Source organism: Streptomyces cinerochromogenes (assembly GCF_014648635.1).
Taxonomy (GTDB): Bacteria; Actinomycetota; Actinomycetes; order Streptomycetales; family Streptomycetaceae; genus Streptomyces; species Streptomyces cinerochromogenes.
In genome coordinates this window covers 79,438-103,552 of record NZ_BMRM01000012.1, presented here as the reverse complement: position 1 = coordinate 103,552, position 24,115 = coordinate 79,438, and the positions used below count along the sequence as shown (strand labels likewise).

The 24,115-nt window shown below is 70.3% G+C and carries 24 protein-coding genes; 6 read left to right on the top strand and 18 right to left on the bottom strand.

Translation table 11 applies throughout. The annotated features are described in order from the left end of the window. Positions 1–74 precede the first annotated feature (74 nt). From IEZ20_RS23335 to IEZ20_RS23325, 3 genes are read left to right on the top strand one after another with little or no spacing between them, the layout of a single operon-like run. Positions 75–599 carry a PadR family transcriptional regulator gene (locus tag IEZ20_RS23335; protein ID WP_189301913.1) on the top strand — a complete coding sequence of 175 codons (525 nt, stop codon included), beginning with the start codon at positions 75–77 and terminating at the stop codon, positions 597–599. Then, the gene (locus IEZ20_RS23330; RefSeq protein WP_189301911.1) at positions 596–1,285 is read left to right on the top strand and encodes an ABC transporter ATP-binding protein; all 690 of its coding nucleotides are present in this window, start codon (positions 596–598) and stop codon (positions 1,283–1,285) included. Before IEZ20_RS23335 ends, IEZ20_RS23330 begins: the two co-directional genes overlap by 4 nt. After that, positions 1,282–3,621 carry an ABC transporter permease gene (locus IEZ20_RS23325; RefSeq protein ID WP_189301908.1) on the top strand — a complete coding sequence of 780 codons (2,340 nt, stop codon included), beginning with the start codon at positions 1,282–1,284 and terminating at the stop codon, positions 3,619–3,621. The genes IEZ20_RS23330 and IEZ20_RS23325 overlap by 4 nt, the downstream gene beginning before the upstream one ends. Positions 3,622–3,694: 73 nt before the next feature. On the opposite strand, the gene IEZ20_RS23320 is transcribed toward IEZ20_RS23325, so the two are convergent. Beyond that, complete coding sequence (locus tag IEZ20_RS23320; protein ID WP_189302246.1) at positions 3,695–4,636, bottom strand: LysR substrate-binding domain-containing protein; 942 nt, start codon at positions 4,634–4,636, stop codon at positions 3,695–3,697. A gap of 139 nt (positions 4,637–4,775) precedes the next feature. On the opposite strand from IEZ20_RS23320, the gene IEZ20_RS23315 reads away from it, so the two are divergent. Both IEZ20_RS23315 and IEZ20_RS23310 read left to right on the top strand, forming a co-directional pair. Then, the gene (locus tag IEZ20_RS23315) at positions 4,776–5,330 is read left to right on the top strand and encodes a peroxiredoxin (protein ID WP_189301906.1); all 555 of its coding nucleotides are present in this window, start codon (positions 4,776–4,778) and stop codon (positions 5,328–5,330) included. Positions 5,331–5,333: 3 nt separating this feature from the next. Then, positions 5,334–5,867, top strand: a complete 534-nt coding sequence (locus IEZ20_RS23310; protein WP_014674689.1) for an alkyl hydroperoxide reductase — start codon at positions 5,334–5,336, stop codon at positions 5,865–5,867. 42 nt (positions 5,868–5,909) lie between these two features. Here IEZ20_RS23310 and IEZ20_RS23305 read toward each other — a convergent pair whose 3' ends face one another. The 7 genes from IEZ20_RS23305 to IEZ20_RS23275 all read right to left on the bottom strand — a co-directional run bounded on the left by IEZ20_RS23305 (position 5,910) and on the right by IEZ20_RS23275 (position 14,299). Next, on the bottom strand, positions 5,910–7,244 hold the full coding sequence (locus tag IEZ20_RS23305; protein ID WP_189301904.1) for an AI-2E family transporter: 1,335 nt from the start codon (positions 7,242–7,244) through the stop codon (positions 5,910–5,912). A 151-nt stretch (positions 7,245–7,395) separates the two neighbouring features. Then, positions 7,396–8,106, bottom strand: a complete 711-nt coding sequence (locus IEZ20_RS23300; RefSeq protein WP_506004959.1) for a lysozyme family protein — start codon at positions 8,104–8,106, stop codon at positions 7,396–7,398. Positions 8,107–8,506: 400 nt separating this feature from the next. Next, positions 8,507–9,832: an RNA 5'-3' helicase PhoH2 gene (gene phoH2, locus IEZ20_RS23295; protein ID WP_189301900.1), complete on the bottom strand. Its 1,326-nt coding sequence runs from the start codon at positions 9,830–9,832 to the stop codon at positions 8,507–8,509. A 357-nt stretch (positions 9,833–10,189) separates the two neighbouring features. Next, on the bottom strand, positions 10,190–10,963 hold the full coding sequence (locus IEZ20_RS23290; RefSeq protein WP_189301898.1) for an isoprenyl transferase: 774 nt from the start codon (positions 10,961–10,963) through the stop codon (positions 10,190–10,192). A 744-nt stretch (positions 10,964–11,707) separates the two neighbouring features. Next, on the bottom strand, positions 11,708–12,493 hold the full coding sequence (locus IEZ20_RS23285; protein ID WP_189301896.1) for a class I SAM-dependent methyltransferase: 786 nt from the start codon (positions 12,491–12,493) through the stop codon (positions 11,708–11,710). A gap of 290 nt (positions 12,494–12,783) precedes the next feature. Further along, positions 12,784–13,311, bottom strand: coding sequence for a GNAT family N-acetyltransferase (locus tag IEZ20_RS23280; RefSeq protein WP_189301894.1), 528 nt, complete (start codon positions 13,309–13,311; stop codon positions 12,784–12,786). A 79-nt stretch (positions 13,312–13,390) separates the two neighbouring features. Further along, complete coding sequence (locus IEZ20_RS23275) at positions 13,391–14,299, bottom strand: LLM class flavin-dependent oxidoreductase (protein WP_268253079.1); 909 nt, start codon at positions 14,297–14,299, stop codon at positions 13,391–13,393. A 48-nt stretch (positions 14,300–14,347) separates the two neighbouring features. Here IEZ20_RS23275 and IEZ20_RS23270 point away from each other — a divergent pair, with 48 nt between their 5' ends. Continuing rightward, a complete protein-coding gene (locus IEZ20_RS23270; protein ID WP_189301890.1) occupies positions 14,348–14,731 on the top strand; it encodes a DUF192 domain-containing protein in 384 nt (127 codons plus the stop codon). A gap of 5 nt (positions 14,732–14,736) precedes the next feature. Here IEZ20_RS23270 and IEZ20_RS23265 read toward each other — a convergent pair whose 3' ends face one another. The 10 genes from IEZ20_RS23265 to IEZ20_RS23215 form a co-directional block, all read right to left on the bottom strand. After that, entirely contained in the window at positions 14,737–15,297 is a 561-nt protein-coding gene (locus IEZ20_RS23265) for a hypothetical protein (protein ID WP_189301888.1), read from the bottom strand. 14 nt (positions 15,298–15,311) lie between these two features. Beyond that, positions 15,312–17,555, bottom strand: a complete 2,244-nt coding sequence (locus tag IEZ20_RS23260; protein WP_189301886.1) for a hypothetical protein — start codon at positions 17,553–17,555, stop codon at positions 15,312–15,314. A gap of 13 nt (positions 17,556–17,568) precedes the next feature. Next, a complete protein-coding gene (locus tag IEZ20_RS23255) occupies positions 17,569–18,060 on the bottom strand; it encodes a hypothetical protein (RefSeq protein WP_189301884.1) in 492 nt (163 codons plus the stop codon). A 393-nt stretch (positions 18,061–18,453) separates the two neighbouring features. Then, positions 18,454–19,077, bottom strand: a complete 624-nt coding sequence (locus IEZ20_RS23250; RefSeq protein WP_189301882.1) for an OmpA family protein — start codon at positions 19,075–19,077, stop codon at positions 18,454–18,456. A gap of 7 nt (positions 19,078–19,084) precedes the next feature. Further along, on the bottom strand, positions 19,085–19,666 hold the full coding sequence (locus tag IEZ20_RS23245) for a hypothetical protein (protein ID WP_189302244.1): 582 nt from the start codon (positions 19,664–19,666) through the stop codon (positions 19,085–19,087). A gap of 16 nt (positions 19,667–19,682) precedes the next feature. Then, entirely contained in the window at positions 19,683–20,294 is a 612-nt protein-coding gene (locus IEZ20_RS23240) for a pilus assembly protein TadG-related protein (protein ID WP_189301880.1), read from the bottom strand. Then, positions 20,291–20,476, bottom strand: coding sequence for a hypothetical protein (locus tag IEZ20_RS23235; RefSeq protein WP_189301878.1), 186 nt, complete (start codon positions 20,474–20,476; stop codon positions 20,291–20,293). The genes IEZ20_RS23240 and IEZ20_RS23235 overlap by 4 nt, the downstream gene beginning before the upstream one ends. Positions 20,477–20,601: 125 nt before the next feature. After that, positions 20,602–21,393 (bottom strand): response regulator, encoded by a 792-nt coding sequence (locus IEZ20_RS23230; protein ID WP_189301876.1) that lies wholly within the window; start codon positions 21,391–21,393, stop codon positions 20,602–20,604. A gap of 11 nt (positions 21,394–21,404) precedes the next feature. Continuing rightward, the gene (locus IEZ20_RS39815; RefSeq protein WP_308434686.1) at positions 21,405–22,943 is read right to left on the bottom strand and encodes a sensor histidine kinase; all 1,539 of its coding nucleotides are present in this window, start codon (positions 22,941–22,943) and stop codon (positions 21,405–21,407) included. Positions 22,944–23,227: 284 nt separating this feature from the next. After that, positions 23,228–24,115 carry a DUF5936 domain-containing protein gene (locus IEZ20_RS23215; RefSeq protein ID WP_189301873.1) on the bottom strand — a complete coding sequence of 296 codons (888 nt, stop codon included), beginning with the start codon at positions 24,113–24,115 and terminating at the stop codon, positions 23,228–23,230.

The window sequence follows — 24,115 nt, the reverse complement described above, 5'->3', positions numbered from 1 at the left end:
GGGCCGTACCGGCAGCCATCCCCTGCACACTCCGCGTATACATCGTGCGTATACACCGTGTGTAGAGTGCTGCCATGTCCATCGGTCACACCCTCCTAGGGCTCCTGGAGTCCGGCCCGCGCCACGGCTACGACCTCAAGCGGGCCTTCGACGAGAAGTTCGGTCACGACCGGCCGCTGCACTACGGCCAGGTCTACTCCACGATGTCCCGGCTGCTGAAGCACGGCCTCGTGGAAGTCGACGGCATCGAGGCGGGCGGCGGCCCCGAGCGCAAGCGGTACGCGATCACCGACGCCGGCGTCACCGACGTCGAGCGCTGGCTCGCCACCCCGGAGAAGCCGGAGGAGTACCTCCAGTCGACCCTGTACACCAAGGTCGTCCTCGCGCTCCTCACCCACCGCGACGCGTCCGACATCCTCGACACGCAGCGCGCCGAACACCTGCGCAGCATGCGGATCCTGACCGACCGCAAGCGCAAGGGCGACCTCGCGGACCAGCTGATCTGCGACCACGCCCTGTTCCACCTGGAGGCGGACCTGCGCTGGCTGGAGCTGACCGCCGCGCGCCTCGACAAGCTCCGTGAGGCGGTGGCCCGATGACCCCTCCCCCCGGCTCCCTGCTCGCCGCCGAGAACCTGCGCAAGTCCTACGGCCCCACGGTCGCGCTCGACGGCGCCGAGTTCTCCATCCACCCCGGCGAGGTCGTCGCCGTGATGGGCCCCTCCGGCTCCGGCAAGTCGACGCTGCTGCACTGCCTCGCCGGCATCGTGCCGCCCGACTCCGGCTCCATCACCTACGCCGGCCGGGAACTGGCCGGCATGAGCGACGCCGAGCGCAGCGCGCTGCGCCGCAGCGAGTTCGGTTTCGTCTTCCAGTTCGGCCAGCTGGTCCCGGAGCTGACCTGCGTGGAGAACGTGGCGCTGCCGCTCCGGCTGAACGGCCGCCCCCGCAAGGAGGCCGAGCGGGCCGCGCTGGCCTGGATGGAGCGGCTGGAGGTGGACGACCTCAGGGGCAAGCGGCCCGGCGAGGTCTCCGGCGGCCAGGGCCAGCGGGTCGCCGTGGCGCGGGCGCTGGTCACCGAGCCCCGCGTGGTGTTCGCCGACGAGCCGACCGGCGCGCTCGACTCCCTCAACGGCGAACGCGTGATGGAGCTGCTGACCGACGCGGCCCGCTCCGCCAACGCCGCCGTCGTCCTCGTCACCCACGAGGCCCGGGTGGCCGCCTACTCCGACCGGGAGATCGTCGTACGCGACGGCAGGTCCCGCGACATGGAGCGGGCCGTATGAACGTCCGGCAGTGGAGCAGGGACCTGGGCCTGGGCATCCGGTTCGCCTTCACCGGCGGGCGCGAGGGCTGGGTCCGGATGGTGCTCACGGCGGTCGGCGTCGGCCTGGGCGTGGCGCTGCTGCTGCTGACGACGGCGCTGCCGAACATCCTGACCGCCCGGCACCGGGTGGAGGACGCACGCCAGGACTACTCGGCCGCCTACACCGTCGCCAAGGCGGACGACACCGTGCTGGTCGGGGTCACCGACACGTCGTGGCACGACAAGGACATCCGCGGCCGGCTGCTGGAACCGGAGGGTGCGAAGGCCCCGCTGCCGCCCGGCGTCGGCCGCTTCCCGGCGAAGGGCGAGATGGTGGTCTCGCCCGCGTTGAAGAGGCTGCTGGACTCGGACGGGGCGAAGCTGCTGCGCGAGCGGATCCCGTACCGGATCGTCGGCAGCATCGCTGACAGCGGGCTGATCGGCTCGCACGAACTCGCCTACTACGCGGGCGGCGAGGGTCTCGTGCCGCACGCCGGCGGCACGCGGGTCGACCGGCTGAAGGCGTTCGGCAATCCCGATCCGACGCCGGAGAAGACCGACCCGGTGCTCATCATGATGACGCTGGTCGTCTTCGTGGTGCTGCTGATGCCGGTCGCCGTGTTCATCGCCGCGGCCGTGCGGTTCGGCGGGGAGCGGCGCGACCGCCGGCTGGCCGCGCTGCGGCTGGTCGGTTCCGACAGCCGGATGACCCGGCGGATCGCGGCCGGCGAGGCGCTGGCCGGGGCGTTGCTCGGACTGGCCGTCGGTACGGTGTTCTTCCTGATCGGACGCCAGGTGGCGGGCTCCGCCGAGGTCATGGGCGAGAGCTTCTTCCCGAGCTACCTGGACCCCTCCCCGGCGCTGGCCGCGCTGGTCGCGGTGGCGGTTCCGGCGTCCGCCGTGCTGGTGACGCTGCTCGCCATGCGCGGGGTGGTGGTCGAGCCGCTCGGTGTGGTGCGCACGGCCAAGCAGGCCCGGCGGCGCCTGTGGTGGCGCCTGCTGCTGCCGCTGGCGGGCCTGGGGATGCTGTACCCGATGACGGGCCAGGGCCGCGGCGGCGGCGACTTCAACGAGTACCTGGTGGTCGGCGGTGTGCTGCTGCTGCTCGTCGGCGTGACCGCGCTGCTGCCGTGGCTCGTGGAAGCGGTCGTCGGCCGGCTCGGCGGCGGCTCGGTCTCCTGGCAGCTGGCCGTACGCCGGTTGCAGCTGAGCAGCGGAACGGCCGCCCGCATGGTCAACGGCATCGCGGTGGCGGTGGCCGGTGCGATCGCGCTGCAGATGCTGTTCGCGGGCGTGGAGAGCCAGTACACCAAGGAGACCGGGAAGGACCCCGGCCGGGCCCAGATGGAGATCAATCTCTCCGACCACGCCCCGCTGGACACCGCCCGCACGGAGCTGGCCCGGACCACGGGCGTACGGACGTCGGTGACGCTGTCCACCGGGCAGGTCGGCGGCACGCGCCGGGACCCGGAGAGCACGCTCGGCTTCACCGTCGGCGACTGCGCCTCGCTCCGGGAGATCGCCCACCTGCCCAGCTGCCACGACGGCGACGTCTTCGCCGTGGACACCCCGGGCTACGACCCCGGTTACATGGCCACGATCCGGCCCTTCATGCGGCCGGGCTCGCGGTTGTGGATCGACCCGACCGAGGGCGAGGTGCACGGCCGGGAGATCCGCTGGACCCTGCCGGCCACGGTCCGCGCGGTCCCCGCGCGCAAGGACTCGTTGCAGAGCGACCCGACCGGCCTCCTGGTCACCCCCTCCGCCCTGCCCGCGGGGGCCGCCTCCACGCTGCACGGCTCGGTCTTCCTGCGCCTGGACGCGTCGGTGCCGGACGCCGAGGAGTACGTGCGCACCACCGCCGCCCGCGTCGACCCCCTCTCCTTCCCCTGGACCTGGGCGGCCACCGAACAGTCCAACCGGTACACCTCCCTGCGCACCGGCCTGTTCATCGGCGCGGTCTGCGTGCTGGCGCTGATCGGGGCGAGCCTGCTGGTCTCCCAGCTGGAGCAGCTGCGCGAGCGGCGCAAGCTGCTGTCGTCCCTGCTCGCCTTCGGCACCCGGCGCCGCACGCTGGGCCTGTCGGTGCTGTGGCAGACGGCGGTACCGATCGCGCTGGGGCTGCTGCTCGCCTCGACGGTGGGCCTGACCCTCGGGGCGGTCCTGCTGAAGATGACGGACACCGCGGTGAGCGTCGACTGGATGAGCGTCGTCGCACTGACCGGCGCCGGCGCGGCGGTGGTCCTCGTGGTGACGCTGCTGAGTCTGCCGCCGCTGGTGCGGCTGATGCGGCCGGAGGGGCTGCGGACGGAGTGACCGGCGTCGGCGGCCGGGCGCGGCGCCGCCGCGGCCGGCCGCACCGCTCCCCGCGCCCGCGGGGGGGGTGCGCTCAGGCGTCCAGCACCCGTACGGGCAGCAGCCGTAGCGCCTCCCGCAGGGCCCCCGCCAGCTCCTCGTACTCCGCGGCCCGCGCCGCCCCCGCGCGCATCGCGAAGGCGACCCGGCGACTGGGGGCCGGGTCGGCGAAGTAGCCGGTGAGCAGCTGGCTGCTGCGGGCGGTCTCCAGCTTCAACGCGGTACGCGGCAGCAGTGTGCAGCCGAGGCCGCCGGCCACCAGCTGGACCAGGGTCGACAGGCCGGCCGCGGTCGTGGTGACCGGCGCGTCCTCGCGGCCGGCCTCCCGGCAGATGTCCAGGGCCTGGTCGCGCAGGCAGTGGCCCTCGTCCAGGAGCAGCAGGTTCAGCTCCTTCAGCGCCTCGCGCGGGATGCCCTCCCGGCCGCCGAGCCAGTGGTCGAGCGGGGTGACGAGCACGAAGTCCTCGTCGAAGAGGGGGAGTTCGACCACCCCGGGGACGCCGAGCGGCACGGCCAGCAGCAGCAGGTCGAGCCGGCCGGAGTTCAGCCCGTCGATCAGGCTGGCGGTCTGTTCCTCGTGCACCTGGAGGTCGAGGTGCGGGTAGCGCTCGTGGACGAGCCGCAGGACGGCCGGCAGCAGGTACGGCGCGACGGTGGGGATCACACCGAGGCGCAGGACGCCCGTGAAGGGCGCCCGGACCGCCTCGGCCTCCTCCAGCAGCGCCCCGACCGCGTCCAGCACCGCCTTGGCGCGTACGGCCAGCCGCTCCCCCGCGGGCGAGAGCAGCACCTTGCGGGTCGTACGCTCGAGGAGGGTCACGCCGAGGGTCTCCTCCAGCGCCGAGACCGCGCCGGACAGGGCGGGCTGGCTCATCCCGATGGCCGCCGCCGCGTCGCGGAAGTGCAGGTGCTCGGCCACGGCGGCGAAGGCGCGCAGCTGCGACAGGCTCGGCTGCTTCCGCTTGCCGTTACTCATGGTCACTGATAGCTCCCTCCGATCAACACGACCGAGTGTAGCTATTTCCCTAATCAATGCACCCTGTGCCAACATCGAGAAAGTCCAACCCATGGGAAAGATCCCCAAAAGGGGTCTTTCTTCGCTGCAAGGAGAGCCTGTGCTCACTGTCGGTGACAAGTTCCCCGAGTTCGACCTGACCGCCTGCGTCTCGCTGGAGAAGGGCAAGGAGTTCGAGCAGCTCAACCACAAGTCCTACGAGGGCAAGTGGCTCGTGGTCTTCGCCTGGCCCAAGGACTTCACGTTCGTGTGCCCGACCGAGATCGCCGCGTTCGGGAAGCTGAACGACGAGTTCGCCGACCGCGACGCCCAGATCCTCGGCTTCTCCGGTGACTCCGAGTTCGTGCACCACGCCTGGCGCAAGGACCACCCGGACCTGACCGACCTGCCGTTCCCGATGATGGCGGACCCGAAGCACGAGCTGATGCGCGACCTCGGCATCGAGGGCGAGGACGGCTACGCCCAGCGCGCCGTCTTCATCGTGGACCCGAACCACGAGATCCAGTTCACGATGGTCACCGCCGGTTCCGTGGGCCGCAACCCCAAGGAGGTCCTGCGGGTCCTCGACGCCCTGCAGACCGACGAGCTGTGCCCCTGCAACTGGACCAAGGGCGAGCAGACCCTCGACCCGGTCGCGCTGCTGGCTGGTGAGTGACCCGTGTCGCTCGACTCCCTGAAGTCCCGTATCCCGGACTACGCCAAGGACCTGAAGCTCAACCTGGGCTCGGTCATCGGCAACTCGGAGCTGCCGGCGCAGCAGCTGTGGGGCACGGTGCTGGCGACCGCCATCGCCTCCCGCTCCCCGATCGTGCTGCGTGAGCTGGAGCCGGAGGCGAAGGCGAACCTCTCGCCGGAGGCGTACCAGGCCGCCAAGTCGGCCGCCGCCATCATGGCGATGAACAACGTCTTCTACCGCACCCGGCACCTGCTGTCCGACCACGAGTACGGCACCCTGCGCGCGGGCCTGCGGATGAACGTCATCGGCAACCCGGGCGTGGAGAAGGTCGACTTCGAGCTGTGGTCGTTCGCGGTCTCCGCGATCAACGGCTGTGGCATGTGCCTGGACTCGCACGAGCAGGTGCTGCGCAAGGCCGGCGTGGAGCGCGAGACCGTCCAGGAGGCCTTCAAGATCGCCTCCGTGGTGCAGGCCGTCGGCGTCACCCTGGACGCCGAGGCCGTGCTGGCCGAGTAAGCCGTACGACGAGCTGGACAAGCCGTACGACGAGGACCCCGCTCACCCCTGGTGGGCGGGGTCCTCCGCGTGCTCCTCCGACTCCTCCGCCACGGCCTCCCCGGCGGCCTCTGCGGACGCCTGCCCGTGGACCTCCTGCGAGTACTGCCGCAGATAGCCCACCACCGTGTTCGTCACCGCCACCAGCGGTACGGCCACCACCGCGCCGCCGATGCCGGCCACCATGCCGCCGGCGGCCACGGTCAGCACGACCGCGAGCGGGTGGACGCGGACCGCGCGGCCGAGGATGAACGGCTGCAGGACGTGCCCCTCGATCTGCTGGACCGCGAGGACCACGACCAGGGTCATGACCGCGGTGAACACACCCTGCGTCACCAGGGCCACGATCACCGCCAGCGCCCCGGAGGCGACCGCGCCGACCAGCGGGATGAACGAGAACAGGAAGATGAAGACGGCCAGCGGGACGGCCATCGGCACGTCCAGGAAGTAGATGCCGATGCCGATGAAGATGGCGTCGATGAGGGCGACCAGGACCGTGCCGCGGACGTAGGCGGTCAGCGTGCTCCACGCGCGCGGGCCGGCCCCGGCCACGCCCGGGCGGGCCGCGGACGGCACCAGCTTCAGGAACCACTCCCAGATCCGCTTGCCGTCGTAGAGCAGGAACAGCGTGGAGAAGAACACCAGCAGGATGCCGGTGAGCGCCTCCACGATGACCTGGACTCCCTCCAGGCCCGCGGACGTTATCTGGTCGGCGTTGGCGCCGATCGCCTCGCGGAGGTTCTTGGCGATCTGGTTGATCTGCTTGTCGGTGACGTGGAACGGGCTCTTCAGCAGCCAGTTGCGCAGGTCGTCGATGCCGGACTGGATCTGGGTGGAGAGCGTGTCGATGTTCTCCATGACCTGCCAGGTCACGAACCAGCCCATCAGGCCGATGACGACGAAGCCGCTGATGGCGGTGAGCGCGGTGGCCGGTCCGCGCGGCACCCCGCGCCGGGTGAGCCGGGCGACCGTCGGCTGGAGCAGCGCGGTGACCAGCAGGGCGATGACGAAGGCGAACACCACCAGCTGGACGGCGCTGATGACCCGCATCAGCACCCAGACGGTGCCGGCCAGCACCAGCAGCCGCCAGCCGGCCTCGGCGGCGACCCGGACGCCCCAGGGCACGGCCTCGGCCGGGTCGGGGCGGGGGCCGCGCGGCGCCGCGGACCGGCGGACGGGCGGGGCCGCGTCGGCGGGCGGACCGGCGGGTTCGGCGCCGGCGGGCTCCGCGGAGTCGCCCTGCTCCTTCTCCACCTCGGCGCGGCGCTCGTCCAGGCGCTCGCTCATCTCGGTGAGACCGGCTCCCAGCCGGCCGAGCCACCCTGGCACTCGCGACATGATCCGTCCTCTTCCCCCGCGTCCCCGGGTGCTCGCCACCACTCCCCCCGGGAGTCGTCCGGATACGACCGTACAGGGCGAAAGCCCCTCCCCTGAGGACGGGGAGGGGCTGCGCGAGGTGGAGAGGGGCCGACCGGATCCGGCGCGGCGCCTAGTACCAGTGGTTGGCCTGCCAGAAGGACCAGGCCTGGCACGGGCTGCCGTAGCGGCTGTTCATGTAGTTGAGGCCCCACTTGATCTGCGTGGCCGGGTTGGTCTGCCAGTCGGCGCCGGCGGAGGCCATCTTGGAGCCGGGCAGGGCCTGGAAGAGACCGTAGGCACCGGAGGAGGCGTTCACCGCGCGGTAGTTCCAGCTGGACTCGTGGTCCACGATGTTGCTGAAGCACTGGTACTGCCCGCCGGCCACCATCTGACGCGCCATCGCCTGGATCTGCGCCACCGTGTAGCTGCTCTGGGTCGGGAAGCTGGAGGAGTCGCGGACGTCGGTGCCACGGCTGGCCGCGGTCTTCGCCTCGGCGCGCTCCTTGGCCTCCTTGGCGGCCTTGGCGGCTGCCTTCTCGGCGGCCTCCTTCTTGGCGATCGCCGTCTCGGCGGCTGCCTTGCGGGCGGCTTCCTCGGCGTCCTTCTTGGCGCTCACGTCCGCGGCGATGGCCTGGGCGTCGGCCTGCTGCGTCAGGGAAGCGGCCTGCACCTGCGCCTGCTGACCCGCGGGTATGTCCGCGAGGAGCGTGGTGTCGGCTGCCGTAGCCTCGGCGTCGTTGGTCTGCGCGGTGCTGCCCGAGGCAACGCCGACGACGCTTCCGACAGCGGTGACCGCGGTGGCCGAGGCCACTGCGAATCCCCGGACCGAAATCCGGCTCACACGGTTTCCTTCCAGCATCGCCCGCTTCGGTGACCCTGGCGGACGCAATCGTGCCCCTGACACTGGCCTCCCAACTGCGGGGTCACGGGAGGCGCGGGCCCGGTGGGCAACTCCCCCGAAGGGAGCGCCGCGTGGTGCTCGGGCGGCATACGACGAACTCTATGGAGTTGGCGGTGCTTGGGTGGTGCTGTACCGCTGGGGGTACAGGTGTGTCGTATGCGGGGCCTGACAGGAGTGAGACTCTGCCGTAACCGGACGCCGCGTGGCAATTCTGTGTTGCGTGTGAAAGCTCACATCCCGTTTGGCCCCGGGGATTTCAGGAAAGCCCCACGCACGAAGGCGCCGCCCGGCTAGGCTCTTGGCCTTTTGCCGGACGGCGCCAACTGCCGGGCAGGAGAGGTCAGATGTGGCCGTCCTCCAGCATTTCGGTCACAAGCGCGGCAATCTGGGACCTCTCGGACCGAGTCAGCGTGACGTGGGCGAAGAGGGGATGTCCCTTCAGTTTCTCCACGACGGCGACGACTCCGTCATAACGGCCTACGCGCAGATTGTCCCGCTGTGCCACGTCATGGGTGAGAACGACCCGCGAGTTGGCGCCGATCCGCGACAGCACGGTCAGCAGGACGTTCTTCTCCAGCGACTGGGCCTCGTCCACGATCACGAACGCGTCGTGCAGCGAGCGCCCGCGGATGTGGGTGAGCGGGAGCACCTCCAGCATCCCGCGCGCGGTGACCTCCTCGATGACCTCACGGCTGGTGACCGCCGAGAGGGTGTCGAAGACGGCCTGCGCCCACGGGCTCATCTTCTCCGCCTCGGTGCCCGGCAGATAGCCCAGCTCCTGCCCGCCGACGGCGTACAGCGGCCGGAAGACCATCACCTTCTGGTGCTGGCGGCGCTCCAGGACCGCCTCCAGGCCCGCGCACAGCGCCAGCGCCGACTTTCCGGTGCCGGCGCGGCCGCCCATCGAGACGATGCCGATGTCCGGGTCGAGCAGCAGGTCGAGCGCGATGCGCTGCTCGGCGCTGCGGCCCTTGATGCCGAACGCCTCCCGGTCGCCGCGCACCAGCCGGACGTTGCCCTCGGCGGTGACCCGGCCGAGGGCCCTGCCGCGCTCGGACTGGATGGTCAGACCGGTGTGCACGGGGAGACCGGCCGCCTCCGGGACGTACACGTGTCCTTCCTCGAAGAGGATGTCCACCTGCTCGCCCGGCAGGGTGAGTTCGGTCATCCCGGTCCAGCCGGAGTTCTCCGTGATGGCGAGTTCGGCCCGGTACTCCTCGGCGAGGAGGCCGACCGAGGACGCCTTGATCCTGAGCGGCAGGTCCTTCGACACGACGGTGACGTCGAACCCCTCGGCCTGCAGGTTGCGGGCCACCGCGAGGATGCGGGAGTCGTTGTCCCCCAGGCGGTAGCCGGTGGGCAGCACGCTGGGGTCCGAGTGGTTGAGCTCGACACGGATCGTGCCGCCGAGGTCCCCGATCGGGATGGGGGCGTCGAGACGGCCGTGCCTCACCCGGTACTCGTCGAGCAGGCGCAGGGCCTGCCGGGCGAAGTAGCCGAGCTCGGGGTGGTGCCGCTTGGCCTCCAGCTCCGTGACCACCACGATGGGGAGCACGACCTCGTGCTCGTCGAAGCGGGCCAGGGCGTTCGGGTCGGCCAGCAGGACGCTGGTGTCGAGAACATACGTGCGCCGGTCGGGCTTGTGGCGCTTTGTGCTGGTCACCACGGAAGAACGTACCCCCTCGGATGAGGTCGGGGAGCGACGAAGTGATGCTGGACCGGTGTCTGGCCCTCGCGCACGGCGGGCCGTGAACCGGCCCTCCGCGGCTGCTTCCGTGCAGAGACCGCACGGTCGGGCTGGTGCAAAGGGCCTCCCGGGCGGACGGCTCCCTGCCGTCCGCTGAGATCCGACGCCCGTGGTTCGGGTGTCGACCTGTTTGGTCTATGCCCTCGAACATGCGCTGCCATGCAAATGTGGCCAACAGCGCGCCGGTGAACTCCTCGTTACGCGCCCGGTGATCCGGGTGAACGACGACGCCCCGTCACCGGGCGGCGACGGGGCGGGACGGGGCGGCGCGGGCGGTCAGCCGCCGTAGCGGCGGTGACGTGCGGCGTAGTCGCGCAGGGCGCGCAGGAAGTCGACCTTCCGGAACGCCGGCCAGAAGACCTCGCAGAAGTAGTACTCCGAGTGAGCGGTCTGCCAGAGCATGAATCCGGACAGCCGCTGCTCGCCGCTGGTGCGGATCACCAGGTCCGGGTCGGGCTGGGCGCCGGTGTACAGGTGACGGCCGATCATGTCGATGTCGACGGAGTCGGCGAGCTCCTCCATCGACACGCCCTTGTCGTGCGCGTCGTGCAGCATGGAGCGCACGGCGTCGGCGATCTCCTGCCGGCCGCCGTAGCCGATGGCGACGTTGACGAGTATCCCGTCGATGTGGGCGGTGGCCTCCTCGGCCTCCTTCAGCGCCGTCTGCATCTGCGCGGGCAGCAGGTCCATGGTGCCGACATGGTGGACGCGCCAGCGGCCGTCCGCGGCGAGGGTGCGGACGACGTCCTCGATGATGCCGAGCAGGGGGACGAGTTCCTCCTGCGGCCGGTCGAAGTTGTCGGTGGACAGCAGCCACAGGGTGACGACCTCGACGTCGGTCTCGCTGCACCAGCCGAGGAACTCCTCGATCTTCTCGGCACCGGCCCGGTGTCCGTGGACGGTGCTGGAGCCGGACGCCTTCGCCCAGCGGCGGTTGCCGTCCATGATGACGCCGATGTGCTTGGGCACCTGAGCGTGGTCCAGGTGGCCTTCCACCCGGCGTGCGTAGAGCCTGACGAGCAGGCCGCGCAGCTTGTCGCGCAGGTTCACGTGACCCTCCGGGGGTTGGGCGCGGGGGTGGGCGCGGGGTATGGGGTGCCGGAGCCGTTGAGCCTACCGCTGATCGGGGGTTGGTCACGGCCCGCCCCTGAGGGGGACGGGGCCGGGTGCCGACCGGTTCCCGGGGGGAGGCCGTTCGGGGGGTCCCGGGCGGGGGAACCGGGGGCGGGGGGGTTCCGGGGCCCGGGGGGCCCGGAGGTTCCCGACGGACGAAAAACGGGCCGGTCCGTGGGGGGGAGACGGACCGGCCCGAGGGGGGGTTTCCACCATAACCCTTCGTAAGGGATGGTGGGTGCATCGGCGCGCCACAACTACTCTCCGGAATCATCCGGCAACGCGCCGCTGGTCGCGGAACGTGAGATTCAGCGGCGTTTCCGGGCCTATTCACAGCGGAACCAGAGGTAAATCCGCTCGATGCGTTGAGATTCGCAGGGATTAGGCCACCTTGGGGGTGCATCGGCGAGTTGCCCGGAGTCCCTCCGACGGGCTACGGCGTCAGCGAATGGTGGACTTGACGATTCCGCTCTCCCGGCCGAAGGAAGATCACCCGGCCCCACGGCACCGCGCAGCCCCCTCCACTGCGCGGTACCGGCCGCGCAGCTTTGCTCACGCGAATAACCTTGGTCTGAACTTACGTGACCGGTGAGGCTCATGTGAAACCTGGGCTGATAACAATGTGGAAACCCTGAGAGAACTCCCGTCGAACTTCCGACGGAGGACCGGTTGCGCACGCCGTCAACGAGCCGGCTTGCGTACGTCGAAGAGGTGCCGGGCGCTGTGCGCGACGAACGGCCCCTCTTTCTCGATCCGCTCGTGCAGCGCCCGGAGTTGCGGCTCGTACGCCTGGACCGTGAAGCCCGGGACCATCCAGACGACCTTCCGCAGGAAGTGGACGACCGCGGCGATGTCGTGGAACTCCATCCGCAGCCGCTCCGCCCGCAGCCCGGCCACCTCAAGACCCGCCGCCTCGGCGTCGGCCCGCTCGCCCTCGGGGTCGCGGGCACGGCGCACCTCCTCCGGCTGCGGCCCGAGGAAGTACTCGACCAGCTCGAAGACGCTGCTGGGACCCACATGCTGGGCGAAGTACGTCCCGCCGGGCCGCAGCACCCTGGCGATCTCCTCCCAGTGCGGGCGCACCGGATGCCGGCTGAGCACCAGGTCGAACGCCTCGTCCGCGAACGGCAACGGTGCGTCGTCGGGGGCGGCGACCACGACGACCCCGCGGGGCCGCAGCAGCGCCGTGGCCTTGGCCACGTTCGGCGGCCATCCCTCCGTCGCCGCGACCAGCAGCGGCCGGTCCGGCTCCGCCCGGCCCAGCGCGAAGTCCAGCACCTCCCCGCCGCCGGTCTGGATGTCCAGCACGGCCTCGGCCCCGGCCAGCCGCTCCCCCGCCGACCGCGCATACCCCCACGACGGCCGCGCCTCGGTGGCCCGGCCCTCGAACCACGAGAAGTCCCAGCCGTCGGTCGGCACGTCGGCGCCCTCGGCCAGGAGGTCTTCGAACGAGCGGTGCGGCGTCATACGGCCATGATCTCAGGGGAGGACCGCCGTTTCCTGCCGATTTCCACGGTCGAGGGACCGCCGGCGGGGGTGGGCTGTGGGGGCGGGTGCTGTGGGGCGGGGGTGCTGTGGGGACGAGGGGGGTGCTTGGGGCGGAGGTGCTGTGGGGACGAGGGGGGTATGGGGGCCGCGGGGTGCCCCGCGGGAGGCGGGTCAGCCCGGCGGGGCATGGCACCTCCAGGGGCGGGCGAAGCCTCATGGCTCGAGGAAGGCGGCGTCCGCGTGGGCGCCCTGCCGGCGCGGTCCGTCCGTCACCCCTTCTCCTTCTCTCCCCCCGGCTCCTCACGACCATCCCCGGCGGCTCCCCTGAGGACCAGCAGCACATGCTCGTCCGTGCCGTGACGGACCGTGCCGGAGCGCTCGAAGCCGTGTCTCTCCAGGAGCCGTACGGAGGCGGTGTTGCCGGAGAAGGGGTCGGCGTACAGGGGGCGGACCGGGTCCAGCCGCAGGAAGAGGCCGAGTGCGCGGGTGCCGATGCCACGGCCCCAGTACGGCCGCCCGAGCCAGTAACCGACGAACCGCCGTCCGTCCTGCGTCCAGGACACGACGCTCCCGGCGGCCTCCCCGCCGACGGCGACCGTCCGCACCAGACAGTCGGGGTCGCCGAGCACCCGGTTCCGCCAGTGCGGGAAGAAGCGTTCGCGCGGCCGGGGCGTGAACCTCGACCGCCTGACGGCCTCGGGGTCGTGCTCGTAGGCGAAAAAGGCCTCCAGGTCGTCGTCGGTGACGGGCCGCAGGGACACGGCCTCGCGGATGTCGGCGTCGCTCTTCCCAGTCATGCCGGGCAGTGTGACACCCGCCACTGACAACGCCCCCTGACCAGCGGCGACGCCCAGCCCGACCCCGCCCTCGTCCCCGTCAGGGCAGCAGCGGCCGGACCTCCTCCGCGGCGAAGCGCACGAACCCCTCCGGGTCGGGCTCGTCCGCCGTCGGCTGCAGTACGACGGTGTCCGCACCGGCCTCGGCCAGCCCCCGTACCGCCTCGGCCACCGCGCCCGCGTCCCCGGCGACCCCCGCGTCCCCGGACTCCAGCCCCTCGGCGAGGAGTTCGGCGCGCAGCCGGTCCTCGGCGCCGGTGCCCGTGGCGGCCAGGAGGTAGACGACGATCCGGTGCGAGCCGCCGCGTCCGGCCGCCCGCCGCCCCTCCGCCACCAGCTCCCGGGCCCGCCGTACACCGTCCGCCGAGGTGGCGGCGGTGAGGAGGGTGCCGTCGGCCTTCTCGCCGGAGAGCCGGAGCGTACGGGGTCCGGTGCCGCCCGCGAGGATGTCGACCGGACGCTGCGGGGGCCAGTCGAGGGCTACGTCGTCCAACTGGACGTACCGCCCGCGTACGCTGAGCCGCTCGCCGCGCAGCAGGGCCCGCAGGGCGTCGAGATGCTCGCCGAGCAGGCCGAGCGGGGACGCGGCGCGGGCGCCGACCTGCCCCATCCAGTCCTGCACCCCGTGTCCCACGGTCAGGATGGCCCGGCCGGGGAACATCCGCTCCAGCGAGGCGGCCTCCATGGCGGTGACGGCGACATTCCTGAGCGGCACGGGCAACAGCCCGATCCCGACCCGCACCCGCTCGGTCCAGGCCAGCGCGGCGGCGGCCGTGGACACCCCGCCCTCCAGGAAGCAGTCCTCCCACAGCCACAGCTCGTCGAGTCCCGTCGAGTCCGCGAGGCGTGCGATGTCCCGCAGCCGCTCGGGAGGAAGCTGGGGGCGGAACACGACACCGAGTCCAGTCATGGTGCTCTTCCTAGTGGGGAGAACGGGGAAGTACAACACATTTACGCGGACGGCGAGTTCGCGGCCGGGGGAAGGGGAGGGCAGGACATGGGACGCTGGCGGGACGGCCGTGGGCACCTGATCGTGCGGACGGGTTCCGGGGCGGCGACGCCCGCCGCACGGGTTCCCCTGGAGATCGCCGCCTCCTACCGGGCCCGGACCAAGGGTCTCCTGGGCCGGGACTGTGTCGAGGGGGCGCTGTTGCTGTCGCCGGCGAGCGGGGTGCACACCTTCGGCATGCGCATCCCGATCGACGTCGCCTACCTGGACCGCCACCTCACCGTCATCGCCGTCCACACCATGCCCCCGGGCCGCCTGGGCCTGCCCCGCCTGCGGGCACGGCATGTACTGGAGGCGGGGGCGGGGGCGATGGCGGGGTGGGGGCTGGATGCGGGTGTTCGAATCGAGATCGAGGCCGAAGTGCAGGTCTAGATCCTTCAGGCGAAGGATCTACCTTCTTTGCAGATGGCCGTGTCTTCGACGGCATTTGTGTACCCGATGATGAGGTGCCTCATCGCATCGGCGTCCCGGTGGTCGGACGACCGCATCTGAAATGCGGTGAAGATGTGACTTCCTGGGAGCTTTCTGTGCGTACACCGCCTCGTCTTCCCGAATGCCTCCCAGCCGGAATAGAGAAACCTTCCGCCCTCAGCTTCGCGGTCGAGCCGTGAGTCCGCCTGTCCCCCCACGAAGTACGCGGTGCTGCTGCTCGTCAACCACATCTGCCTGATCTCCACCGCTACACGAGAGTCGATGCGAACCTGGCAAACCCACGACAGAGAGTCGGGGACCTTCTTCCGGATGGTCAATTTTTTACCAGCAGGCATGAAAGGCGCGAGTTCATTATGGTTGACCGGAATGCCACACAATGAGTGCGGAACCGCGTACTCACGCTGCTTCTTAGGGCTGCCGCACCCGGAAACAGCGACCAGAAGCACGGCGACCGCGATGACAGCGACACCGAAGACGCTTCTCGATCGAAAGCAGAAGGCGTTCAATGACTCTCCTTCGTTCACCCCGGGATGTCCGAGGCACTGCCCGGCGTCTGACCGTGAACAACAGCCCACGAGTTCTGATAGCCCTGATGGGCCGAATTTGCCGCGTATGTCACTAGGTCTGAACTCAAGTGGTATCGCTTCACGGCTTGTTCCGTCGCCTTTTGCGCGTACGCAGAGTTCCCATGCAGGCCACGGTCCCAGAGTTTTCCTTCGTCGTCCTGAGCATCATCCGCCGCGCTGCCCTGGACATCCTGGAACAGCCACTGCAAGGCCGCGCCTGTCGCGGTGCCTGCCGCGCCGCCGACAACCGCGCCGGCCGCGGGGGAGCCGATGAATGACGTGCCTACGCCGACGACCGTACCGACGCCGCCAGAGGCCAGGTTCTGATATTGGGCGACAGCGTGGTCGAAGGAGTCGTCCTTTCCCTTCGCCACGCTGCCGATGGCCTCCATGCGGGCCTGGCTGAGGATCCCGGAGACCTCGCCGCTCCTCTCGGCGACGGTCTGAACGAGGAGTTTGTGGTCGCTGGTGAAACGGTGGTCGGCCGGCAGGTCGGGGTTCAAGTGGTGCTGCAGCAGATTCGACATGTAGGCCTTCTGGCCGACTTCGACGGCAGCGTACCCCTCGGGGTTCTGCCCCACGGCGAACAGGAACTTGTTCACGTTCCGCCCATCGAGATCGGCCGCAGCACCATCGATGGGATAGAGCAGGTCCGTGTGCGGCAAGTCGCTGTTGGCCCGGTTGATGTCCGGCAGATATTCCGAGGCGATCTGGCCCATGCTGTCGGACATGTAGCCGCGGTCGGTGAGGAGTTCCTGTTTGTCCGCTGTGGCGGAGACGATCTCCTCGAACAGTTTGGTCTGGGCACTGGTGTGTGCCGGGGTGTCGGCCGTGGGGATCTCGCCCGCCGGGTGGCCGGTGGTCGCCGCCTCCAGGGCCTGGGCGAGGTAGTTCTGGCCGGCGATGCTGTGGACATCGTGGGTGTCGTGGATGTCCATGGGCCACTGACGCTGCTTGAAGAGGTAGTCGAAGTTGGAGACGGCCTTCTTGTGGTCGCCGTCCTGCGGGACGAAGTCGTCGTTGAAGAAGTCCGTGGCGGCTGCGGGGTTGTTCGCCAGGCCCTTCAGGTACCCGTTGAGCGGGTCCCAGCCGCCGTCGGATCCCTGGTGGTTGAGCCGGGGGCAGATGTTCGCCTGCCAGGCCGTGTCCTCGCCGTCGTGCGTATAGAACCGCTCGGTCTTCATCAGCGCGCGGCCGTAATCGGTCATGAACCGGTCGTCGAAGTCACCGTTGCGCATGAGGTTGCTCATCACCTGGAAGCCCAGCACGTCGCCGTGGGTACCGACGGCCTTGTTGCCGGAGGTGATGACCTGCTGTTTCCACGCCTCCATGCCCGCGCTGTCCGACTGGCTCGCGGTGGCCAGGGTCAGGCTCAGGTTCTTCTGCAGCTCGGCGTACTTGTATCCGCGGTCGTAGGCCAGGTGCGCGCCCTCGCGGTTGTCGTTGAGGCCGAGCCAGAACCTCTCCGTCCCCCGGGCGCCGAGCCGCTCGGCGAACTCCTCGGCGAACAGAGGGTCGTCGTGGTACTGCTTCAAACCGGCGTTGATCTTGTCGAAGTCGGCCGATGTGAGCTTCGACGGGTCCTTCCGCGCCAGTTCCGCCAGCTCGTCGGCCTCCCGGACGGCTCTCGCAGCCGCGTCCCGGTTCTGGTAGACGGCTCCGGAGAAGCCGTACGTGCTCTCGTCGACGAGCGCCATGAGGACGTCGGTGGCCGTGCTGTCGCTCCTGGCTGCGTTGCCGAGGATCCTCTGCACCTCGTCGCGCAGGTGCTCCTCGTCCGCGACGCTGTGATCGGAGACCTCGGTCCCGTGTCCGGCGCGGTCCGGATGGACGGCCATGGTGACGGTGAAGCCGCCGTCGCCGGACGGCACCACGGTGAGGTTCTTCTTGCGGCCGTCCTCGATGACCTGGTGCAGTTGCTCCTTGTACTGCTTCAGCTCGTCCCGCGTGTCCTGAAGGATCTTGTGGATGGAGGACGCCTCCTTGGTGGCGTCCTCGAACTCGCCGGCGGTCTTGCCGATGAACTCCTTGGAGACGGAGGCGTTGACGCCGTGCCAGTCCGCCTTGACCGCCTTGTCGTGCAGTCCGTCCCGTGCCTGCTTCTGCAGGTCCGTCAGGTTGCGGACGAGCAGGCCCCAGTCGTGCACCGCGTCGTCGAGCTGCTGGAAGTTGGCTTGATAGAGGTCTGAGAACTTCACTCGGCGGCCTCGCTCAGTGCTTCTTCTCGGGGTAGTAGACCGGGTTCTTCCTGCCCGGCTCGCCCGCGCGGTCGTCGAAACCGGCGTCCAGGGCGTCGATGCTGCTCATCTGCCGACCGATGTAGCCGTCGTCGCCGGAGTGGATCTTCTTGGTGACGTGCATGTGGTTGGAGATCTGTGCGCACGCGTCCAGCAGCGACCTGAGCTGGTCGTCCCAGCGCTGGGCGACGTGTTTCAGCCCCTTGCCCAGGGTGAAGCCCTGCTTCGCCAGATCACCGGCCGCGGACTCGCTCGTCGACTGCGCCACCCGGGCCTTGTTCCACAGCTGGTCGTAGAGGGAGTGGGCCTCTTTGCCGATGGCCACGAGATCGCTGTTGCTGACCTTGAGGTCGCCGTAGGTACTGCTGCCCGTGTCGATCGGGTCGGCGAGGTGGTTGAGCTGCATGCGTGTGGAGCCGCGTTCCTTCGCACCGGTTTTGAGCTGCTCCCACTCGTCCCACGCCATGTCAGGGCCTCTCCCCGTGGTTGCTGTTTCCGTGCGGCCGCCGGCTCCCGGGCACCGGCCCGTTCGGCGCAGCCAGCTGTCGGCCGGCGGGTTCGGCGCGACGCCGACGTGTGCGGACTGCCGTAGGGGCGGCCCTCGCGCCGATGAGAACGGTGTTTCCCGTGCCCGCGGCTTCCACGGCTGCGGCGGTCGCCGACAGGGCCCCCGCGCCCTCGGTCACTCCGCCCTCTCCCATGCAGTCAGCACCTCGACGCTTGCGCACAGTGTCCATGATGTCTCTGTCCGTAACACGGACAACACCGGCACGATAGCCGAGGCGTCGAGGCGTCACGGACTCCTGACGCTGCTACGGAGCACAGTCGGCTGGAAAGCGTCCCTGACCGATGCTTGCGGTCACTGCTGGGTGCGGGGGAACGTCACCTCCACGCGTCGGTTCTTCCGGCGGCCCTCCTCGGTCGCGTTGTCGGCGATCGGGTACTGCTCGCCGTAGCCGCGGACGTCGAAGGTGATCGTCGGGCTGTTCAGGTCCTGGTCCAGCACGGCCTGTACAGCGTTGGCACGCTGCTTGGAGAGGGTGTCGCCGTGGGCGGAGGAGCCAAGGTTGTCGGTGAAGCCGAAGACGCGGACCCGGGTGGCGTTCTGCTTCCTGATCTCCTCGGCGATACCGGCGATGCGCGATGTGGCCTCCGGGCTGATCTTCGCGCTGTCCTTGCCGAACAGCACCTCCGCCTGGAGGGCGAACGTCACATCGGCGTTGGTGTCCTCACGTCGCTCGTCCCCGCTCTGTTCCTCCACGACCGACTTGATGTCCAGCACCTTGGCCTCGGCCAGCGTGGCGCCCTCCGGAAGCTTCAGGTCCGGATCCGTGGGGTCGACCTTCACCGGGGCGGCGGCGGAGGGTTCGGTGCCGGGGGGTTCGCTGGGGCCGGTGTCGTCGGCCGTCGCGGGGGTGGCGGGCAGGTACGCGATGAGCAGCAGGGCGGCGGAGGTGAGGGCGAGGCGGGGTGTGGTGGTCACTGGGGCCTCACCCGGAGATCTGGATGCCGGCGCTGGAAAAGGTGGGCAGCTGGAGGATCACCTCGGTGGTGTTCGTGGGTGGCGAGGGGAATTGCATGAACACCGGAATGGTTTGTCCCGGTTGGATCGTGGTCAGACCGGTAGTGGTGAGGGGCCGCCCGTCCGTGTCCCGCAACACGTAGTACCGCTTCTTGCCCTTGGCGTCCACAAGGGTCGCGCCACCCAGAGACGTCCCGTGCTGGACGATTTCTGTCTCGTCACCACGAAGTGCGGACGGAATGACCACCGACTGCGCGCCCTCGTTCTTCAGGTTTCCATTCACAGTGATGAATCCGCCGGAGTCCCGCTGGGCGGCGGTGATTTGGAGCAGGAGGCCGTCCTGCCCCTTGAGTTCCGCCAACGGCTCCTCCGACTGTCCCTCCTGGGCAGTCGGCTGGGAGCCATCGGTCCTGGAAGCTGTCGCAGAGGTCTCCGGCTTTTTGTCGTCGTTCCCTCCGCCGCCGCAACCGGAAACGACAACGGCCAGCCCAGCAGCAACGGTCAGCGCGACCATCCCCCTGCGGGCCTTCGCAGTGAACCGCATGATCATCGCTCCGTTTCCTTCATCAATCATCGTGAGCTTGTCCGTCGGCCAGGTGAACATCGAAGAGGTCCTCGGGCGCGGGCAGGGTCGCTCCGTCTTCCGGATCCAGCTCCCAGGGCTTGCCGTCGCACGTGAGTTGGGGCAGCTTTTCGTCCTCATCGGGCTCACCTGGGAGGTCGAAAGTACAGCGCGGTTCGATGACGGCCGCGGCAGAAGCCGTGGAGTGGATGTCCTCCGTACCCGGGACGACGGAGTCTCCGACCGACTTGTTGGTTTCGACATCGACCGTGTACCGCAGGAGCTGCCAATTGCAGTCTTGCAGTGTCGCGTCGTTCTGGGCTGCAAGTTGCTCCGCGCGCCCGCACGGGTTGTCCAGAGGCACCTTGCCCTCGAAGACGTCCTGCCACTTGTCCGGGTCGAGCAGGTCGGTGGCCCATGCGGCCGCCAGTTGGTCACGCCCGTTCTGGGCCGCCGCCAGCACCGCTGCGTCGGCCGCCGTCTGAGCGCCACCGCGGTTCACCGCGGCCTGGCCCACCGCGAGATAGGCGAACGCAAGAAAGAGCAGGCCCGCCACCACCGTGATGTAGATGGGGAAGGCCTGCCCGGCATCGCCGTGACGGCGAAGGCGCCTCACACGATCTTGTTGATCTGCGACATGATCTTGTCGAGGATCGCCGATCCGATGCTGGTACCCGTGACCGCCAGCACAATCGCCACCACCACCGCGATGATCCCGAGGTACTCGACGGCGGTCTGCCCCCTGTCGTCGGTGCGACGCTGCATCGCAACCATCAACTTCAGCATCCAGTCGCTCATGGCGCTCCCCTCCGGCTTCGCTGCGGACTCCGGCAACGTAAAGCCCGGGCCGACTCGCGCCAGAGGGCCCAAGGACCCAACCCCAGGCCCATTTCCTCCCCGGGTTCCTCCCCGGCCGCCGCATTTCAAGCCACCCCCAGCCACTTCGCCGTCGCCTGGGACCTCGTGGTGCTGTGGAGCTTGGCGAAGATGCGGTTGATGTGGTTCTTGACCGTCTTCTCGCTGATGAAGCAGGCGGCGGCGATCTGCTGGTTGGTCATGCCGGACGCGATGAGGTCCATGATCTCCGCCTCCCTCGTACTCAGCCGGAACCGCGACCGGAACGACTGTCCCACAGATGGTTGCAGATGCGAAAGATTAGAGGGGGGTGAATCCGCCGAAATTACCGGGTGTTGAGTCGCAGCATGTGCAGGTGCATCCCTTCGGAGATCATCCAGCAACGCCCTTGCCGCCCCCGGCGTCACATGCGGTCTCCCCTCCCGGACATCCCGCACCGCCCGCACCAACTGCTCCGTCGTGAACTCGCCGTGCACCAGGTATCCCCCCGCCCCCAGCCGCAGCGCCTCCCGCACGGTCTCCGTCTCATGGCTGTAGGTGAGCATCATGACGGGGGCCAGCCCCACCAGGTGGGGCAACGCCGAGATTCCGTCGACTCCCGGCATGCGGACGTCGAGGAGGATGACGTCGGGCCGGTGCCGCACCGCCGCCTCGTACGCCTCCCGGCCGTCCCGTGCCTCCGCCACCACCGTGGTGTCCGGGCGTCCCGACAGCAGGGCCGTCAGGCCGGCGCGGACCACGGGATTGTCGTCGGCGACCAGGAGCCGCAACGGGGGCGCGGCCGGCGCCGAGGGTGGGAACGGCTTGCTCTCGACGTCGAGTTCGCGGTGGGACGGCCTTGGGGCGCGTGAGGGCCGCATGGTGCCTCCTCTCAGGAGCTTCCGGTGTACGGGGGCGACGGGTGGCGGGCGGGGAGGGGGATGTCCAGGCGTACCTCCGTACCGCGCTCGTGCGTACCCCTTCCGATACGGATACGGGCCCCCGCCTGCGCGGCGCGTTCGGCCATGCCGAGCAGGCCGAAGTGACCGGACCCGCGGAGCCTTTCCAGGGTGGTGCCGGGTGGGAGGCCGATGCCGTCGTCGTGGATGGTCAGGCGGAGCAGGTGACCGTCGACCGACGCCCGTACGTCCACGCGGGTCGCCGACGCGTGGCGGTGGGCGTTCTCCAGTGCCTCCGTGGCGATGGCGAGGATGTGACGGGTCAAGGCGGGTGCGAGGGGCGGGGGTGCGAGGGGCGGGGGTGCGAGGGGCGGGGGTGCGAGGGGCGGGGGTGCGAGGGGCGGGGGTGCGAGGGGCGGGGCGCCGTCGGATGCAGCGACGTCGGATGCAGCTCCGTGGGACGCGGCCCCCTCGGATACGGCCTCTTCGGATACGGCCCCCTCAGACGCGGCCCCCTCGGACACGGCCCCGACAGGCGGAGCCCCGTCGGGCACTGTCCCTCCGGCCTCGCCCCAGTCCCCGTTCGCCTCCCTCTCGCGCCCGTTCGTCTCCCTCCCGGACCCGTTCGCCTCCCTCTCGCGCCCGTTCGTCTCCCTCCCGGACCCGTCCGCCTCCCCCCAAGCCCAGTGGCACGTCACCTGGAGGCCGGTTCGGCTTGTGAGGTTCATGGCCTCCCGCTCCAGTTCCTGCCACAGCGGGGAGGCGTGGTCCGGTGTCTGCGGTCCGTTCCGGCGGAGGTCCGTCAGCAGTTCCCGGGACTCCGCCGCCGCCCTGCGGGCCGAGCGGGAGACCAGTTCCGCCTGTTCTCTGAGGCGGGCCGGGTCGGGGGTCCCGGTCGAGGCCGTGGCCGCCAGGCCGTCCGCCGCCAGGGCGACGCCGTAGAGGGTCTTGGCCACCGAGTCGTGCATCTCGCGGGCCAGGCGGGCGCGTTCCGCGCTCACCGCCTCCGCCGCCGCGAGGCGGGCCTGGACCGTCGTCAGGGCCTGGGTCGCGGCACCGAAGCGGAGCATCAGGTTGCGCAGGGTCGAGCCCATGGCGCCGGCGATGACGCACAGGCCGGGCAGCAGCAGGGCCTCGGCGACGGGTGCGTGCCGGTCGGCCTTCAGGGTGGCCTGGACCAGGAGCAGGATCAGGGACTGCAGCGAGGCGAAGCAGGCCGCGCCGCGCCAGCTGTAGACCAGACCGGCCAGCAGGGGGGTGCAGACGCTGACGTAGGCGAGGGTGGTGTCCGGGCCCGCCGAGACGAGGAGGAAGGAGCCGAAGACGGTGTCCGCGGCCAGCAGGCTGGGGTGGCGCAGGAGGAGGGGGCCGAAGCGTTCCCAGTCGCGGAAGAGGACGTAGGACACCATGAAGGTGACGACCACGGCCGCGCCGACCAGGCGGGCTCCCAGGCCGGGCGCCGCGTTGAGGAGGGCCGCCGGGGCCGACACCACGATCATCGCCAGGCGGAAGCCGAAGACCTGGCGGCACATCGCCTGGAGCGCGCTGATCTGGAGCTTCTCGGACGGCTCGGCCGGGGGGAGGACGGCCGGGGCGGGCGCGGCTTCCGGGTCGGCGCCGTCCGCCGAGCCCCTACCGTCCGCCGGCCCGACACCACCCCCCACCCCACCGGCGCCCGACTCGTCCCTCCCCGCCTCGACACCAGCCGCCCCACCCCCGACGCCCCCTCCGGCCCTCCCCCGCAGCCACCCCCCAAGACGCACCCCTCCCCTCCACGTCCCACGCCCCGCGAGCCCCGTCACCGCCACCCCGTCCCTCACTCCCCCGTGAGCGAGCCGAAGTTCACGCCGGAGCCCAGGAGGAGGCCCGCGCCCAGCAGGAGCATCGTCGCCGGGACCATGAACGTGGTGATCATCAGCGTGGCCTTGGGCACCGCGCGCGCGGCCTTGCGGCGGGCGTTCTGGGCGTCGGTGCGGCGCATGTCCTTCGCCAGGGAGACAAGGGTGTCGACGATCGGCGCGCCCAGTTCCTCGCCCTGCTGCAGGGCCGTGACGAACATCGCCACCTGCTCGGAGTCGTTTCTCCGCCTCAGCTCCGCGAAGGCCTGGCGGCGGCTCATGCCGAGGTCCATCTGGCGCAGGGTGATGCGGAGTTCGTCGGCCCAGGGACCCTCGTAGCGGGAGGCGACCCGGTCCAGGGCCTGGCGGAAGCCGAGGCCCGCGCTGACCACGACCGCGAGGACGTCCAGGAAGTCGGGCAGGGTGCGTTCGATGACGTCCTTGCGGACCCGGATCGCCGACCAGAGGCCGACCTCCGTCCAGAAGGCGCCGAACAGGAGGAGGAGTACGGCCACGAACCACTGGCCGCGCAGGAGGAAGACCAGGAAGCCGACGGCTCCCAGGGCGCCGTAGACCGCGCGGCGGGCCGCGTAGCGGTCGATGGTCAGGCCGCCGGGGTTGCCCGCGAGGTCGATCCTGCGGCGGTACCTGGCGACCAGGCGCGGGCCCATCAGGCGCAGCACGGCGGGGGCGTAGCGCATGCCGAGGCGGTCGACGACCGAGCCGACCGCGCCGGTGCGGGTGGCGCCGACCTCCAGGGCGACGGCGAGGTCACCGGGGAGCTTGGCGTCCGCGCGGTACATGCGGATGCCGGCGAAGACGCCCCAGACGCCGACGCCCATCAGCAGGGCGAGCAGGTATGCCAT

Excerpts from the sequence above, each read along its gene's own strand:
- IEZ20_RS23335 (WP_189301913.1), top strand. The coding sequence starts at position 75 with ATGTCCATCGGTCACACCCTCCTAGGGCTCCTGGAGTCCGGCCCGCGC.
- IEZ20_RS23330 (WP_189301911.1), top strand. The coding sequence starts at position 596 with ATGACCCCTCCCCCCGGCTCCCTGCTCGCCGCCGAGAACCTGCGCAAG.
- IEZ20_RS23325 (WP_189301908.1), top strand. The coding sequence starts at position 1,282 with ATGAACGTCCGGCAGTGGAGCAGGGACCTGGGCCTGGGCATCCGGTTC.
- IEZ20_RS23320 (WP_189302246.1), bottom strand. The coding sequence starts at position 4,636 with ATGAGTAACGGCAAGCGGAAGCAGCCGAGCCTGTCGCAGCTGCGCGCC.
- IEZ20_RS23305 (WP_189301904.1), bottom strand. The coding sequence starts at position 7,244 with ATGTCGCGAGTGCCAGGGTGGCTCGGCCGGCTGGGAGCCGGTCTCACC.
- IEZ20_RS23285 (WP_189301896.1), bottom strand. The coding sequence starts at position 12,493 with ATGACGCCGCACCGCTCGTTCGAAGACCTCCTGGCCGAGGGCGCCGAC.
- IEZ20_RS23280 (WP_189301894.1), bottom strand. The coding sequence starts at position 13,311 with ATGACTGGGAAGAGCGACGCCGACATCCGCGAGGCCGTGTCCCTGCGG.
- IEZ20_RS23270 (WP_189301890.1), top strand. The coding sequence starts at position 14,348 with ATGGGACGCTGGCGGGACGGCCGTGGGCACCTGATCGTGCGGACGGGT.
- IEZ20_RS23255 (WP_189301884.1), bottom strand. The coding sequence starts at position 18,060 with ATGGCGTGGGACGAGTGGGAGCAGCTCAAAACCGGTGCGAAGGAACGC.
- IEZ20_RS23245 (WP_189302244.1), bottom strand. The coding sequence starts at position 19,666 with ATGATCATGCGGTTCACTGCGAAGGCCCGCAGGGGGATGGTCGCGCTG.
- IEZ20_RS23235 (WP_189301878.1), bottom strand. The coding sequence starts at position 20,476 with ATGAGCGACTGGATGCTGAAGTTGATGGTTGCGATGCAGCGTCGCACC.
- IEZ20_RS23230 (WP_189301876.1), bottom strand. The coding sequence starts at position 21,393 with ATGCGGCCCTCACGCGCCCCAAGGCCGTCCCACCGCGAACTCGACGTC.
- IEZ20_RS39815 (WP_308434686.1), bottom strand. The coding sequence starts at position 22,943 with ATGTGCCGCCAGGTCTTCGGCTTCCGCCTGGCGATGATCGTGGTGTCG.
- IEZ20_RS23215 (WP_189301873.1), bottom strand. The coding sequence starts at position 24,115 with ATGGCATACCTGCTCGCCCTGCTGATGGGCGTCGGCGTCTGGGGCGTC.